Source organism: Ochrobactrum sp. P6BSIII (genome assembly GCF_014138065.1).
Taxonomy (GTDB): domain Bacteria; phylum Pseudomonadota; class Alphaproteobacteria; order Rhizobiales; family Rhizobiaceae; genus Brucella.
The window spans coordinates 170,720-185,136 of the sequence record NZ_JACGXB010000004.1; the positions used below are offsets into that span (position 1 = coordinate 170,720).

A 14,417-nucleotide genomic window follows, 5' to 3' on the forward strand; every position below is an offset into this window, starting at 1 on the left:
CTATCTAAGTGGCGGAAAATACGAGGGATATTCGCATGAAACAGTGCAAGGCATGGATTGCCGGTGTGTCGGGTACAAAGCTTACACCGGATGAGGTTGCCTTTTTCCGCGATGAAAGGCCTTGGGGCTTCATTCTGTTCGCCCGCAATGTCGAAAGTCTCGAACAGGTTGCCGAGCTGACCGCGCATATGCGCGATGTGACGGGCCGCGATCAGACGCCGGTTTTCATCGATCAGGAAGGCGGGCGCGTGCAGCGTCTGCGTCCGCCGTTAGTGCCGAATTATCCGTCCGCTGGAGAGATTGGTGCGATCTTTGCGCGCGACCGCGAAGCAGGCCTGCGCGCCGCATGGCTGCACGCACGTTTGCATGCCTTCGATCTTCTGAAGGTTGGCGTCACCTCCGACTGCCTGCCGGTTCTCGATGTGCCCGTCGAAGGCGCGCATGATGTGATTGGCGCGCGCGCTTATTCCAAGAACCCGCATGCGGTGGCCGAGATGGGCCGCGCCGCTGCCGAGGGTCTGCTGGCTGGCGGTGTGTTGCCGGTCATGAAACACATGCCGGGCCATGGCCGCGCCTTCGCGGATACGCATAAGGAACTGGCCCGCGTGAGCGCGCCGCTGAGCGAATTGCTGGCGCATGACTTCGTGCCGTTCAAGGCGCTGAATGACCTGCCCATGGCCATGACGGCGCATGTCGTGTTCGATGCGCTCGACCCAAAGCGTCCGTCCACTTTGTCGCCGACCGTGATCAACACGATCATTCGTGACGTGATTCAGTTCGACGGTCTGATCATGAGCGACGATATTTCGATGAAGGCGCTTTCGGGTGAACTGGGCGATATTGCCGAGGGCATCATCGGTGCAGGCTGCGATATCGTTCTCTATTGTGCAGGCGTTATGGAAGAGCTGGTACAGGTTGCCGCTCGCGTGCCAGTGCTTGAAGGCAAATCGAAGCGCCGCGCTGATCTGGCCGAAGTCTATGCCGGTGATCCGGACCTCTCCGATGAGGCTGAACTGCGCGCCGAATTCAATGGCATGTTCGAAGCGATAGCGTAATCGTTAAAACTTGTTAAACTGCACAGATGCGCCGCCCGGCCTGTCCGGGCAGCGTGAGTGACGACTGCGCATCGAGAGGCTAGCGGCTTGGCAGCATCAGGAACCAACACAGACGGAAAAGACGGCACGCTCGTGCCGATGGATTCGCTGTGGCAAAGCGATGCCGAAAGAGCTTTAAGCGAACCATCATTGCTCATCGACGTGCAGGGCTTTGAAGGCCCTCTCGATCTTCTGCTGCATCTGGCGCGCAACCAGCGTGTCGATCTGGCACGTATTTCCGTTCTGGCGCTGGCCGAGCAATATCTCGAATTCGTGGAGCGAGCCCGGGCAGTCCGGCTTGAGCTTGCCGCCGACTATCTCGTTATGGCGGCGTGGCTCGCTTATCTGAAATCCAAGCTGCTTATTCCCAAGCAACAGGGTGATGATGGCGAAACCGGCGAGGAGCTTGCAGCATCCCTGCAATTCCGCCTGAAAAGGCTGGAAGCAATGCGCGATGCGGCAGCCGCTCTGGTTAATCGCAATCGGCTGGGACGCGATGTCTTTGCACGCGGTATGCCGGAAGTGGTGATGGTCGACCGTGCCAGCCAGTTTTCCGCAACACTCTACGATCTTCTGACGGCCTATGCCTCGCAGCGCCAGAGGCAGGCGGTGTCTCATGTTCAGATCACCAAGCGCTCCGTTTGGTCGCTTCAGGAGGCGCGGGTCGCACTGGTGCGTCTGATGGGCGGCGATATTGAGGACTGGATTTCACTCGACCGTTTTCTGATCGACTATGCGCTGTCGCCGCAGGAGAGGGCGTCGGCACTGGCAAGCTCCTTTGCCGCCAGTCTGGAACTGGTGCGGGAGGGCAAGCTGGAAGTCCGCCAGAATGCGCCATTCGAGCCGATTTATATGCGGGCCAAGCCCGGTTTAAGCGAATTTGACGAGGACGAGGATGTCTGAGGCGGAACGCCAGCTGGCGGAATTCGATATGGATAATGAGTTTGAGGAAGCACAGCTTCCGGCAAGTGGGCTGGCGGATCTGGCGCGTATCGTCGAAGCGATCATTTTTGCTTCCGCCGAACCGGTGTCGGAGCGCGCACTTCAGGAGCGTTTGCCGCCTAATGCCGAACTAGCGCCGATTTTGCAGCATCTCCAGAAGGTTTATGAGTCGCGCGGCGTGCATCTCGTGCAGGTCGGTGCGGCCTGGGCATTCCGCACCGCGCCGGATCTGGCCTTCCTGATGAGCCGTGAAGCGGTGCAGCAGCGCAAGCTGTCGCGCGCTGCAATGGAAGTGCTGGCGATCATTGCTTATCACCAGCCGGTCACCCGCGCCGAACTGGAAGATATTCGTGGCGTCGAAACCTCCAAAGGCACGCTGGACGTGCTGATGGAAACGGGCTGGATCAAGCTGCGCGGACGTCGCCGCACGCCGGGCCGCCCGGTGACATATGGCACGACGGAATCGTTCCTTGATCATTTCGGATTGCCGGAAATCCGCGATCTTCCGGGGCTGGAAGAGTTGCGCGGGGCAGGGCTTCTGTCCGCCCGCATGCCTTCAAGTTTTGCCGTTCCGGTGCCGAATATCGACCCGGATGAGCTGACGGATGAGGAAGAGCCGCTCGAGGATATTGATCTCGAAGATCTTGGTTTGCTGGCTCCCAAGGGGTAAGTCAGCGCCCGACTTCCTTATCATCCACAATTTGCTGCACATAAAGAGGACACATGCGACGAATAAAATCGTCACATCTGCCTTCACAGCTATACTTCCGTTTGAAAGATTGCTTGAAAGCGCTTAAATCACTATCGACATTGCAGGAACAGGCTGCGTTTAAGCGGCGATGAGAGGAATGAAATGGGTAGCTTTTCCATCTGGCACTGGCTGATCGTTCTAGCGGTTGTGCTGCTTCTTTTTGGCCGCGGCAAGATTCCCGAGCTGATGGGTGACGTTGCCAAGGGCATCAAGAACTTCAAGCAGGGCATGAACGACGAAGACGCAGCCAAGGACGCCCGGGACGATGGTCGCACGATCGACGCCAAGGCGGAAGAAACCGTCAACGACGTCAAGAAAACCACCAAGTCCTGATCTATCGGATCAAGAATGCTGCGTGTCAAAACGGATACGCAGCATGTTTGCCATCTGTAAAAGTGCGGTTTTCCGCCGAAAGACGGGACACGCGCGCAGTGCGCGGGGTATAAAATGCTCGATGTCGGTTGGTCTGAATTGCTGGTCATTGCGATCGTGATGATCGTTGTTGTCGGCCCCAAGGATTTGCCGAAGATGCTTAGAGCCTTCGGCAAGGCAACAGCGCGCATGCGCGCGACAGCCAATGAGTTTCGCAACCAGTTCAATGAAGCCTTGAAAGAGGCGGAGCTGGAAGACGTCAAGAATATCATCGACGAAACACGCAAGCTCGATCCACGCTCCAAGCTTACACAGGTTTTCGATCCGATTCGAAGTGCAGGCGAAGACCTGAAATCGAGCATCAAATCCTCGACTTCCATGTCTCCGGCGACACCGGATACGGTTGCAGAAGTGACCACGCCGGTCGACGCGAGCGGAGCGCCCGTTCCTGCAGCAGCGCCTGTTCAGTCTGAAGCGGCTGCGGAAAAGCCTGCGAAGGCGCCGCGCGCTCCACGCAAGACAGCAGCAAAGGCAGCGCCTAAAGCTGCGGTAGCGAAAGCTGAACCCGCTGCGCCGAAGGCTGCAAAGGCCAAGGCCGCGACGGCAAAGCCAGCGGCTGCAAAGCCTGCTGCCGCAAAAACGGCTGCTCCTGCCAAAAAGACCACCAAGAAGACAGGAACCAAAGCGTGACCCGTGACGAGGATGAAATCGAGCAGAGCTCTGCGCCCTTGCTTGAACACCTGATCGAACTGCGCCGCCGCCTTATCTGGGCAATCCTGGCATTTTTCGTGGCATTTGCAGTTTGCTTCGCATTCGCAAAGCACCTCTTCAATCTGCTTGTCGTGCCCTACCAGTGGGCCATCGACTGGGCGGGCATGGATCGTTCCAAGGCGGAGCTGATCTATACCGCGCCGCAGGAGTTTTTCTTCACGCAGGTGAAGGTGGCGATGTTTGGCGGTATTGTGCTCGCTTTCCCGATCATCGCGGCGCAGATCTACAAGTTTGTCGCGCCGGGGCTCTATAAGCATGAGCGCATGGCTTTCCTGCCATTCCTCATTGCATCACCGATTTTGTTCCTGCTCGGCGGCGCGCTCGTCTATTTCTTCTTCACCCCGATGGTGATGTGGTTCTTCCTGGCCATGCAGCAGACGGGTGGTGCTGGCGAAGTGCAGATTTCGCTTTTGCCGAAGGTTTCGGAATATCTGAGCCTCATCATGACGCTCATTTTCGCTTTCGGTCTGGTGTTCCAGTTGCCGGTCGTCACAAGCCTCATGGCGCGTGTTGGTCTCGTGACTTCGGCTGGCCTGAAGGACAAGCGTAAATATGCGATTGTGATCGCGTTCATCGTGGCGGCTGTTCTGACACCGCCCGATCCGGCGAGCCAGATCGGTCTTGCCTTGCCGACGATCCTTCTCTACGAGATTTCCATTATCGTGGCTCGTATGATCGAGAAGAAGCGCGACGAAGCAGAGAACGCAAAAGAAGCTGAAAACGACGCTTCTTCCTCCTGATCGTAGACTACGATTTCCGCTGGCCGCAGTCTTTGCGGCCCGCTTCTGTTCAATTTCACGAAACGGCTTTTCCCATGCTCGACATCAAATGGATTCGCGAAAACCCTGAAGACCTCGACAAGGCGCTTGCAAAGCGCGGGGCAGGGCCGCTCTCGTTCGAATTGATCGCGCTCGACGAAAAGCGCCGCGAAAATGTCGGCAAGGTTCAGGCTGCGCAGGAGCGCCGCAATGCCGCTTCGAAAGAAATCGGCAAGGCGATGGCTGAAAAAGATGCCGCCACCGCCGACAAGCTGAAAGCGGAAGTCAGCGAACTCAAGAATTTTCTTGCTGAGGCAGAAGAAGAAGAGCGCCGTCTGGTCAAGGAATTGAATGACGCTCTGTCGACAATCCCGAATGTTCCGCTCGGCGATGTGCCGCTTGGCAAGGACGAAGCCGACAATGTCGAGATTCGTCGTGTCGGCAATCAGCGTAATTTCTCTTTCCAGCCGAAAGAGCACTATGAGCTGGGCGAAGCACTCGGCCTGATGGATTTCGAACGCGCAGCGAAAATCGCCGGTGCGCGCTTCACCATCCTGAAGGGCGGTCTGGCGCGTCTTGAGCGTGCGCTCGGACAGTTCATGCTCGATCTGCATACGACCCAGCATGGCTATACCGAAACCATGCCGCCGCTGATGGTGCGCGACGAGGCGGTTTATGGCACCGGCCAATTGCCGAAATTCTCGGAAGACCTGTTCCGCACCACCGATGGTCGCTGGCTGATTCCGACGGCGGAAGTGCCGCTGACCAATCTGGTTGCGGACGAGATCGTCGATGTGAAGACCCTGCCGCAGCGCTACACCGCGCTGACGCCTTGCTTCCGTTCGGAAGCCGGTTCCGCCGGTCGCGATACGCGCGGCATGCTGCGCCAGCACCAGTTCCTGAAAGTGGAAATGGTATCGATCACCGATGCAGACAGCTCGGTTGCCGAACATGAACGCATGACGGCTTGCGCCGAAGAAGTGCTGAAGCGTCTTGAGCTGCCGTTCCGTACCGTCGTGCTTTGCACTGGCGATATGGGCTTCGGCGCGCAGAAGACCTATGACATCGAAGTCTGGCTGCCGGGGCAGAACACTTATCGCGAAATCTCCAGCTGCTCGGTCTGCGGTGATTTCCAGGGCCGCCGCATGAACTCCCGCTATCGTCCGGAAGGCGAGAAGTCGACGCGCTTCGTCCACACCCTCAACGGGTCTGGCGTCGCAGTAGGTCGCGCGCTCATCGCCGTCATGGAAAACTACCAGCAGGAAGATGGCAGCATTCATATTCCTGAAGCACTGCAGCCCTACATGGGCGGCATCACGCGCATTGAAAAGGCTGCGTGACTCAGGATTTCAACAATTAGGACAGGAGTGAAGACGTGCGAATTTTGCTGACGAACGATGATGGTATCCACGCTGAAGGCCTCGCAGTTCTGGAGCGAATCGCACGACAGCTCTCGGACGATGTCTGGGTTGTTGCGCCCGAAACCGACCAGAGCGGCCTTGCGCATTCGCTGACCCTCTCGGAGCCGCTGCGTCTGCGCCAGATCGACGACACTCATTTCGCGTTGCGCGGCACGCCGACCGATTGCGTTATCATGGGTGTCCGTCACGTTCTGCCGGGTGCGCCGGATCTCATCCTGTCCGGTGTCAATTCCGGTGCGAATATTGCAGACGACGTGACCTATTCCGGCACCGTGGCCGGTGCAATGGAAGGCACGCTGCTCGGCATCCGCTCCATCGCTCTGTCCCAGGAATATGATTACGAAGGCGACCGCCGGATCGTTCCGTGGGAAACGGCTGAAACCCATGCGCCGGACCTCATTCGTAAGCTGGTCGCTGCCGGTTGGCCGGAAGGCGTTCTGCTGAACCTCAATTTCCCGAATTGCGGTGCCGATGAAGTGCAGGGCACACGCGTGACGGCGCAGGGCAAGCTTAGCCATGATGCGCGTCTCGACGAGCGCCGCGACGGTCGCGGTTTCCCGTATTTCTGGCTGCGTTTCGGTCGCGGCAAGGCTCCGGTCGCCGACGACAGTGATCTTGCAGCCATTCGTTCGGACTGCATCTCGGTCACGCCGTTGCACCTTGATCTGACCGCGCATAAGGTTCGTGCAGAACTGAGCACAGCGCTCGGTCTTGAAGCTTGAAGCGGGGGGAAGCATGAGGCAGGCAACGTCTGAGCGGCCAAGGCTTTCGGACCGGGAAGGATTTGCATCTTTCGTCTTGCGCATGCGCGCGCGTGGCATTGATGATCCGCGCCTCTTTGCAGCCATTGAAGCAACACCGCGCCAGAGCTTTCTTGCTTCGGCGTGGTCGCATCTTGCCTATAGCACTCGCACGGCGCCGCTCGATTGCGGCGAATATATCGAAGGCATTGACGATCAGGCGCGTGTGCTGGCAGCGCTCAAGCTGGAACCGGGTCATCGCGTGCTGGAAATCGGTACGGGGTCGGGCTTTACCGCCGCCGTCATGTCGTCGCTATCGGGCCGTGTGACGACGGTGGAGCGTTATCGCAAACTTTGCGATCACGCCTTGCAGCAGTTCGTTTCGCTGAAGCGTGAAAACATCATGGTCAAGCATGCCGATGGACGCCATGGCATGCCGGGTGGTCCGTTTGACCGAATCATTCTCTGGCTGGCTTGCGAAGAAGTCCCGCGCCATTTTGTGGAATTGCTCGCAACACATGGTGTACTCATCGCGCCGATCGGTCCCGGCGACGGCGAACAGATCGTGACGCGAATCTCGAAGGTCGGTAGCCGCTTCGAGCAGGAAAACCTGATGGTTGTCCGCTATCAGCCCTTCATTGAAGGCGTTTCTTCGGTTCTTTAGAGCACATCCCGAAAAGTGTGAAACGGTTTTCGGATGAGATGTGCGTTTCAATAAACATTTAGAGCGCCGATCTGATTGAATCAGATCGGCGCTCTAAATTGCCATTTTCTAATCTTACCATGCCATCCATTCCGGTTTTCATCGGAAGGGTGGCTGCGCGCCAATGTTCGCTTATGGTGTTTAATTGGTGAATCTTTTTTCAAAGTTGGGTCGTTCTTAACCAGCGAGTAACATTAACGCGCTTTAATCGTCTTACTGAGTTTCGAGTATGGACGAGTTGAACATGCGTTTCCCAATTTTGCAGCATACGTCCGAACGTCTCCTGCGGAATGTCGCAATCGTTCTGATTGCCGGCTTTGGAGCCGGGTGCAGTTCCGATACGATGCGTTTCACCGACGGCATCTTTACCGGTTCGACGTCCAATCAGCGCGTTGCGCAACAGCCCGCAGGCGATGTTTATGCGTCAGCCCCAATAGCGCCGGCTCCGCGGGTTTCCAGCGGAACGGTACAGCGTAATTCGCTGCCGGCACCATCAGCCGTATCTTCCGCCCCAATGGCGGCACCGGTTGCGGCAGCACGTCAGTCGGTTCAGGCCCCTGTCGCTGCAGCCTCCACGCAGATGCAGAATCAGGTTGGTCAGGCCCACACTATGGCAGCCAACCAGGTCAATGGTGCAGAGACCCGCGTGGCAAGCGCGGCAACCACGACCCACAACGCCGTGAACGGTACTGTTAACGGCGCGAAGGAAAAGGTTCTGGGTCAGCTTCCGGCAACGCCGGGGCAGGGTGCTCCGCGTCCGATGGACAACAACATTGCCGTTGTCCCGGCAGCCCCTTCGGTCAACGGCAAGAAGTCGTCTGCCGCTACCGATATGGCTTCCGCAGGTGCAAACACCGCAACACCTCCTGCGCCAAAAGGCGGCTATACGGTTCAGAGCGGTGATTCGCTGTTCTCGATCGCACAGAAGCACAATGTTCCGGTTGAAGATCTGAAGCGGGCTAACGGCCTCTCCAATGGTGCAATCCGCGTCGGTCAGACACTGGTGGTCCCTGCAGCAGGTGCCGCTGCTGTAACGCAAGTTGCCGCTGTCACGCCGCAGCCAGCAAGCCCGGCCAAGGCCGCAGCCGCTGCAAACGATGCGGACGCCGGAAATGTGAAGCCTTATACACCGCCGCAGGCGAGCAACAAGGTGATCGAGGATGCCGAGAAGGATCAGGCCGCAGCGCCTTCCTCCACCGGCATTTCCCAGATGCGCTGGCCGGTTCGCGGTCGCATCCTGGCAAGCTTCGGTCAGCGTGATGGTACGGCAGTCAGCGATGGCATCGACATCATGGTTCCGGAAGGAACGTCGGTTAAGGCCGCTGAAAACGGCGTCGTCATCTATGCTGGTGATGGCCTGAAGGAATTCGGCCAGACGGTTCTGATCCGCCACGACAACGGGCTTGTGACGGTTTACGGCCATAACAGCCAGATACTGGTGCAGCGCGGCCAGAAGGTTCGCCGTGGCGAGGATATCGCCAAGTCGGGCATGAGCGGCAACGCGAAGTCGCCGAAGCTGCACTTCGAAGTGCGCAAGAATTCCTCGCCGGTCAATCCTTCCAAATATCTGGAAAGCTGATCCGGAAAGGACAAGGCAAACAAAAAGGCGGGCTGAAAAGCCCGCCTTTTTGTTGATGCGCGTTTTTTACATGGCCACGCCAAGTCGTCCGGCAAGGTCTTGAACATATTGCCATGCCACACGACCGGAGCGATTGCCGCGCGTGGTTGACCATTCCAGAGCTTCTGCGTGAAGCTTGGCATTGTCGTAGCTCAGTTTGAAATGGGCCGCATAGCCGTCGACCATGGCGAGATAATCGTCCTGGCTGCATTTGTGGAAGCCGAGCCACAGACCAAAGCGGTCCGACAGCGATACTTTTTCCTCGATGGCTTCCGACGGGTTGATCGCTGTAGAGCGCTCATTGTCGATCATGTCACGCGGCATGAGATGGCGGCGGTTCGACGTGGCGTAGAAAATCACATTGCCCGGGCGGCCCTCGACGCCGCCTTCGAGCGCAGCCTTCAGCGACTTATATGACGTGTCGTCATGGTCGAAGGAGAGGTCGTCGCAAAACAGGACAAAGCGGTATTCCGTATCCTTGATCATGTTCATCAGGGTCGGGAGGCTGTCGATATCCTCGCGGTGGATTTCAATCAGCTTGAGCGGCTTCTGGGAGGCCAGTTCGGCGTTGACGCTGGCCTGTGCGGCCTTCACCAACGAGGATTTGCCCATGCCGCGAGCGCCCCACAGCAGAACATTGTTTGCCGGATAGCCATTTGCGAAGCGACGGGTATTGTCTACGAGCTGATCACGCACCAAATCTACGCCACGGATCAGGGAGATATCCACGCGGTTCACCCGCTTCACCGGATCAAGCGTCAGTCGTTCCGGCGCCCAGACAAAACAGTCTGCGGCGTCGAGGTCTGGCGTTTTGGCTTCCGGTGGCGCGATACGTTCGAGCGCGGCGATCAAACGGTCCAGTTTCTGGCTGAGTATGTTTTCGGTCGTCATTTCATGCCCCTAGTGGTCTTATTCCGACATTTGCTTCCCGGTGTTACAATCGGTCCCAGCGAATGTCAGAATCGAAAAGATCACCAGATGCTGTAAGACTCTCGTGGATTTTTCCAGTTTGACGTTTGAACAAGCGTTTGTGACAAACGAAGTTCAACGTTCAAATTCAATCCGCGCGTCGTAGGCGAACGGCTTAACATGCCACAGCGGAGGCGAAAAGTGTGCGACCTTGGCGCAGGCGGGGTGATCGTCGGTTGCAATTGGCGCGCCAACCATTGTAATGCCCTTAACAAATTGTCTTTGAGACTTCAGAGGAGTTCCTAATGTTCGTAACACCGGCTTTCGCTCAAGCACCTGGCGGCGGCGCTTTTGGCCCAGACATGCTGATGAGCATTCTGCCGTTCATCCTGATCTTCGTTATCATGTACTTCCTCATCATCCGCCCGCAGCGGACCCAGATGAAGAAGCGTCAGGAAATGCTGACCGCAGTTCGCCGTGGCGATACGGTTGTGACCGGCGGTGGCATCGTCGGCAAGGTGCAGAAAGTCGTCGACGACAATGAAGTCGAAGTCGAAATCGCCGAAGGCGTTCGCATCAAGGTTCTGCGCAGCACGCTGATGGATGTGCGCGTCAAGGGCGAACCTGTCGCCGATAATAAGAACAAATAATCTCTTTTTGAGATGAAACGGGCTCCGGTAAGCTTTCACTAACCGGAGCCCGTGCAATATTCGGTCGGCGCGACCTTCATAAGCGCGCTTACCTCAAGGCCGGAGAGCGGTGCGCATTCGCACCCCGGCATGCTCTGTCCAGGCCAAAACGGGCCAAGCTGAAACGGAATTGCTGCTCTATGCTCTATTTTTCACGCTGGAAATCGGCCCTGATCTGGTTGGCGGTACTCGTCAGCTTCGTCATCGCTTCCCCTAATTTTTTCTCGCGTGAAACGCTGGCAAATCTGCCCGGTTTCCTGCCGAAGAAACAGGTCGCACTCGGCCTTGATCTTTCCGGCGGCTCCCGCCTTGTTCTGCAAGTTCAAAATGCGGGCAAGAACGATCTGGAACGCTCCGCCGAAATCATGCGTCAGCGTCTGGAAGAGCTGGGTTACGGTCATCCCGTTGTGGAAACCGAAGCGCGCAACCAGATTCGCGTTGAAGTGCCGGGCCTTTACGATGCGCAGCTTCTAAAAGATATTCTGAGCATTCGCGGCGATCTTTCGTTCCACGCTGTGGATGATTCCGTTTCGCCGGACGACGCCATTCGTGGCACGCCGCCAGCGGATAGTGAAATCGTCTATTCCTATGACGATCCGCCAGTTGGCTATCTCGTCAAAAAACAACCAGTTCTCACCGGCGCAAATATCACCGACGCGAAGGCAACGCTTTCTTCCGATGATAATGAGCCGGTTATCACCCTGACCCTCGATGATGCAGGCCGCAAAGGTCTGGCCGCCCTGACCGCCAATGCGACGGGCAAGAGCTTTGCCATCGTGGTCGATAATCAGGTCGTGTCTGCGCCGGTCATCAGCGAGCCGCTCGACACAAACGAATTGCAGATTTCTGGTGCCTTCGATTTGCAGGCCGCCAATAATATGGCCGTTGTTTTGCGCTCCGGCACATTGCCGCAAGCGGTGACCGTGCTGGAAGAACGCACTATCGCATCAGCGCTTGGCGAGGATTATGCCAGCGCCGCCGTGACGGCAGCGCTTCTTGCCGCACTTCTCGTCGGCCTGTTCATGGTGCTGTCCTACGGCATTCTGGGCGTCATCGCGATGGTGGCGCTTGTGGTCAACATCATCATCCTGACTGCGGTCATGTCGCTGATCGGGGCTTCGATCAGTCTTGCCAGCGTTGCGGGTCTGGTGCTGATCATCGGCATGGCGGTCGATGCGAATATCCTGATCTACGAACGCGTGCGTGAAGATCGCCGTAAGGGCTATTCGGTCGTGCAGGCGATGGAATCGGGTTTCTACCGCGCGCTGTCGACCATCGTTGACGCCAATCTGACGACATTGATTGCCGCACTGGTTCTCTTCCTGCTCGGCTCCGGCACGGTGCATGGCTTTGCCCTGACCGTTGCGGTCGGTATCGGCACGACGCTGTTCACCACGCTCACCTTTACCCGTTTGCTGATCGCCCAGTGGGTGCGGACGGCGAAGCCGAAGGAAGTGCCGAAGCGCCGTCTCAAGCTTGTGCCGACGGTGACGCATATTCCGTTCATGCGCCTGCAGTTCATTACGCTTGGCATTTCGGTGCTGGCCTGCGCGATCGTGGTGGCGCTGTTCGTGAATATCGGCTTCAACTACGGCATCGACTTCCGTGGCGGTTCGATGGTCGAGCTTCAGGCGCGCAGTGGCGACGCCAATCTGGAAGACATTCAGGATCGCCTCTCCGAACTGAATATCGACAGTGCCCGCGTTCTGCCTGCCAAATCGCCGCGTTCGGCGCTTGTGATCATCGGCAGTCAGGAAGTGGGCGACGATGCCGAACAAACGGTCGCCGTGAAGCTTCGTGGTGAATTTGAACAGGATTATTCGTTCCAGCGTGTCGAGGTGGTCGGTCCGACCGTTTCTGAACAGCTGTCACGCGCCGGTATTCTGGCCGTTGTTCTGTCGCTGATCGGCATTTTCATCTATGTCTGGGTTCGCTTCCGCTGGCAGCTGGCGCTTGGCGCGGTGCTTTCGACATTGCATGACGTGGTCATTCTCGCGGGCATGTTCATTGTGTTCCGCATGGAATTCAATCTCTGGAGCGTTGCGGCAATCCTGACGATCATCGGCTACTCGCTGAACGATACGGTGGTGATCTATGACCGCGTGCGTGAAAATCTGCGCCGCTATAGCAGCGCGCCGCTGCCTGCGATTATCGATGCTTCGATCAACCAGACCTTGTCCCGTACCTTGCTGACATCATTTGTCACGTTCCTTGCGCATATTCCGCTTTACGCCTTCGGCGGCGCCGATATCCGCATGTTCGCGCTGGCGCTGAGTGTGGGTATTATCGTGGCGAGCTATTCGTCGATCTTCATCGCCGCACCGCTGCTGGTTCAATTCGGACTGAAGCCGCGTGGTCCCGAGCAGGATGAGGAAATGGGCGACGAACTGGCGCAGTCGCTGAATCTGGAAAGCTGAGAATGGCCAAGGGAATAGAAATACGCGAAGCGCATTTTCCGGGGCGCGCTCCGATTGATGCTTACGGCGATGGCGGTTTTCGCTTCGCCGAAATGTCGCATCGCGGTTCAATCTTGTGTCTGCCATCCGGTATTCACGGCTGGAAGCCTGCAACGCCGCCCGTGCTGTCACGCGCCGATCTGGAGCTTATTCTGGAGCAGGCCCCGGATATCGAGATTCTGCTGGTTGGAACTGGTATGGATCTGCGGCGTATTCCGGAAGATGTGCGCGCCGTTTTGCGGGAACACCGCATTTCGTCTGATCCGATGAGCACAGGTGCTGCCGTGCGGACCTATAATGTGCTCCTCGCGGAAGATCGCGCGGTCGCGGCGGCGCTTATTGCAGTAGAATAACGATCATGAACCAGAATGAGGCACATTGCCTGGCCCTTCTTCGTGAGGCTGACCGGGACCGTTACCTGTCGGTGCTCTATGCGCCGGAGGATAAACGCGGCGGTCTGGCCGCACTTTATGCCTTCAATGCGGAAGTGGCGCGCATTCGCGATCTGGTTCACGAGCCGTTGCCGGGCGAAGTGCGCCTGCAATGGTGGCGCGACCTGATCAATGGCGAGGCGAGGGGTAGTGCCGAGGCACATCCCGTTGCCGCTGCTCTGGTCGAAACGATCAACAAATACGAGCTTCCGCGCACCGCTTTCGACAATTATTGCGAAGCACGCATCTTCGATCTTTACGATGATCCGATGCCGAGCCGGAACGATCTTGAGGGCTATTGTGGTGAAACCGCATCTGCAATCATTCAGTTAGCCGGCTTTATTCTGGATCGCGATGCGGCGCAGGCGCATAGCGAAACTGCCGGTCACGCAGGTGTTGCTCAGGCAGTCACGGGGCTGCTGCGTCTTCTGCCGACTCATCGCCGTCGCGGCCAGCTTTATGTCCCGGCCGACATGTTGGCTTCGGTGGGTGTAATGCGGGAGGCATTTTTAGGCAGCGACGATCCGTCGGCGTGCGAGCGCGTGGTCAGTGTGATGCTGGCGCTGGCGCGTGAACATTTGGCGATTTTCGATAAGGCAAAGGCGACATTGCCAAAAAGCCTCGCGCCCGCATTCTTGCCGATGGCCATCGTGCCCGCTTATCTGAAAGCGATTGAACGCCTTGGCGGCAAGGCGGCGGAACGGACAGCCGATATATCGGCTATCCGCAAGCAATGGCTGATGTTTAGCGCCAATTTCTGAC

15 protein-coding genes are annotated in these 14,417 nt (G+C 57.6%); 14 read left to right on the plus strand and 1 reads right to left on the minus strand.

The features are described 5' to 3' along the window. Positions 1 to 35: 35 nt before the first annotated feature. The 10 genes from nagZ to dipM all read left to right on the plus strand — a co-directional run bounded on the left by nagZ (position 36) and on the right by dipM (position 9,131). Positions 36 to 1,055, plus strand: a complete 1,020-nt coding sequence (nagZ, locus tag FHW00_RS07245) for a beta-N-acetylhexosaminidase (protein ID WP_078338490.1) — start codon at positions 36 to 38, stop codon at positions 1,053 to 1,055. Between the two features lie 87 nt (positions 1,056 to 1,142). Then, positions 1,143 to 1,997: a segregation and condensation protein A gene (locus FHW00_RS07250; RefSeq protein ID WP_078338491.1), complete on the plus strand. Its 855-nt coding sequence runs from the start codon at positions 1,143 to 1,145 to the stop codon at positions 1,995 to 1,997. Beyond that, positions 1,990 to 2,706, plus strand: coding sequence for an SMC-Scp complex subunit ScpB (gene scpB / locus FHW00_RS07255; RefSeq protein ID WP_078338492.1), 717 nt, complete (start codon positions 1,990 to 1,992; stop codon positions 2,704 to 2,706). Before FHW00_RS07250 ends, scpB begins: the two co-directional genes overlap by 8 nt. Positions 2,707 to 2,889: 183 nt before the next feature. After that, a complete protein-coding gene (locus tag FHW00_RS07260) occupies positions 2,890 to 3,120 on the plus strand; it encodes a twin-arginine translocase TatA/TatE family subunit (protein ID WP_078338493.1) in 231 nt (76 codons plus the stop codon). 114 nt (positions 3,121 to 3,234) lie between these two features. Beyond that, the gene (tatB, locus tag FHW00_RS07265) at positions 3,235 to 3,849 is read left to right on the plus strand and encodes a Sec-independent protein translocase protein TatB (RefSeq protein ID WP_078338494.1); all 615 of its coding nucleotides are present in this window, start codon (positions 3,235 to 3,237) and stop codon (positions 3,847 to 3,849) included. Then, the gene (gene tatC / locus FHW00_RS07270) at positions 3,846 to 4,670 is read left to right on the plus strand and encodes a twin-arginine translocase subunit TatC (RefSeq protein WP_078338495.1); all 825 of its coding nucleotides are present in this window, start codon (positions 3,846 to 3,848) and stop codon (positions 4,668 to 4,670) included. The genes tatB and tatC overlap by 4 nt, the downstream gene beginning before the upstream one ends. A gap of 74 nt (positions 4,671 to 4,744) precedes the next feature. Then, a complete protein-coding gene (gene serS / locus FHW00_RS07275; RefSeq protein WP_078338496.1) occupies positions 4,745 to 6,028 on the plus strand; it encodes a serine--tRNA ligase in 1,284 nt (427 codons plus the stop codon). A gap of 35 nt (positions 6,029 to 6,063) precedes the next feature. Continuing rightward, positions 6,064 to 6,831 (plus strand): 5'/3'-nucleotidase SurE, encoded by a 768-nt coding sequence (surE, locus tag FHW00_RS07280; RefSeq protein ID WP_078338497.1) that lies wholly within the window; start codon positions 6,064 to 6,066, stop codon positions 6,829 to 6,831. 13 nt (positions 6,832 to 6,844) lie between these two features. Beyond that, positions 6,845 to 7,513 carry a protein-L-isoaspartate(D-aspartate) O-methyltransferase gene (locus tag FHW00_RS07285; protein ID WP_078338498.1) on the plus strand — a complete coding sequence of 223 codons (669 nt, stop codon included), beginning with the start codon at positions 6,845 to 6,847 and terminating at the stop codon, positions 7,511 to 7,513. 268 nt (positions 7,514 to 7,781) lie between these two features. After that, the gene (gene dipM / locus FHW00_RS07290) at positions 7,782 to 9,131 is read left to right on the plus strand and encodes a cell division endopeptidase DipM (RefSeq protein WP_078338499.1); all 1,350 of its coding nucleotides are present in this window, start codon (positions 7,782 to 7,784) and stop codon (positions 9,129 to 9,131) included. 66 nt (positions 9,132 to 9,197) lie between these two features. On the opposite strand, the gene FHW00_RS07295 is transcribed toward dipM, so the two are convergent. Further along, the gene (locus FHW00_RS07295) at positions 9,198 to 10,061 is read right to left on the minus strand and encodes an ATP-binding protein (protein ID WP_078338500.1); all 864 of its coding nucleotides are present in this window, start codon (positions 10,059 to 10,061) and stop codon (positions 9,198 to 9,200) included. A gap of 323 nt (positions 10,062 to 10,384) precedes the next feature. On the opposite strand from FHW00_RS07295, the gene yajC reads away from it, so the two are divergent. The 4 genes from yajC (at position 10,385) to FHW00_RS07315 (ending at position 14,416) form a co-directional block, all read left to right on the plus strand. Next, positions 10,385 to 10,729 carry a preprotein translocase subunit YajC gene (yajC, locus tag FHW00_RS07300; protein ID WP_078338501.1) on the plus strand — a complete coding sequence of 115 codons (345 nt, stop codon included), beginning with the start codon at positions 10,385 to 10,387 and terminating at the stop codon, positions 10,727 to 10,729. A gap of 179 nt (positions 10,730 to 10,908) precedes the next feature. Next, entirely contained in the window at positions 10,909 to 13,185 is a 2,277-nt protein-coding gene (gene secDF / locus FHW00_RS07305; RefSeq protein ID WP_078338502.1) for a protein translocase subunit SecDF, read from the plus strand. A 2-nt stretch (positions 13,186 to 13,187) separates the two neighbouring features. Next, positions 13,188 to 13,577, plus strand: coding sequence for an Mth938-like domain-containing protein (locus FHW00_RS07310; RefSeq protein ID WP_078338503.1), 390 nt, complete (start codon positions 13,188 to 13,190; stop codon positions 13,575 to 13,577). A 5-nt stretch (positions 13,578 to 13,582) separates the two neighbouring features. Then, entirely contained in the window at positions 13,583 to 14,416 is an 834-nt protein-coding gene (locus FHW00_RS07315; RefSeq protein ID WP_078338504.1) for a phytoene/squalene synthase family protein, read from the plus strand. Position 14,417 lies beyond the last annotated feature (1 nt).

Coding starts and splice junctions, on each gene's coding strand:
- tatB (WP_078338494.1), top strand. CDS start 3,235: ATGCTCGATGTCGGTTGGTCTGAATTGCTGGTCATTGCGATCGTGATG.
- scpB (WP_078338492.1), top strand. CDS start 1,990: ATGTCTGAGGCGGAACGCCAGCTGGCGGAATTCGATATGGATAATGAG.
- nagZ (WP_078338490.1), top strand. CDS start 36: ATGAAACAGTGCAAGGCATGGATTGCCGGTGTGTCGGGTACAAAGCTT.
- FHW00_RS07260 (WP_078338493.1), top strand. CDS start 2,890: ATGGGTAGCTTTTCCATCTGGCACTGGCTGATCGTTCTAGCGGTTGTG.
- FHW00_RS07315 (WP_078338504.1), top strand. CDS start 13,583: ATGAACCAGAATGAGGCACATTGCCTGGCCCTTCTTCGTGAGGCTGAC.
- yajC (WP_078338501.1), top strand. CDS start 10,385: ATGTTCGTAACACCGGCTTTCGCTCAAGCACCTGGCGGCGGCGCTTTT.
- secDF (WP_078338502.1), top strand. CDS start 10,909: ATGCTCTATTTTTCACGCTGGAAATCGGCCCTGATCTGGTTGGCGGTA.
- FHW00_RS07310 (WP_078338503.1), top strand. CDS start 13,188: ATGGCCAAGGGAATAGAAATACGCGAAGCGCATTTTCCGGGGCGCGCT.
- serS (WP_078338496.1), top strand. CDS start 4,745: ATGCTCGACATCAAATGGATTCGCGAAAACCCTGAAGACCTCGACAAG.
- FHW00_RS07285 (WP_078338498.1), top strand. CDS start 6,845: ATGAGGCAGGCAACGTCTGAGCGGCCAAGGCTTTCGGACCGGGAAGGA.
- FHW00_RS07295 (WP_078338500.1), bottom strand. CDS start 10,061: ATGACGACCGAAAACATACTCAGCCAGAAACTGGACCGTTTGATCGCC.
- dipM (WP_078338499.1), top strand. CDS start 7,782: ATGGACGAGTTGAACATGCGTTTCCCAATTTTGCAGCATACGTCCGAA.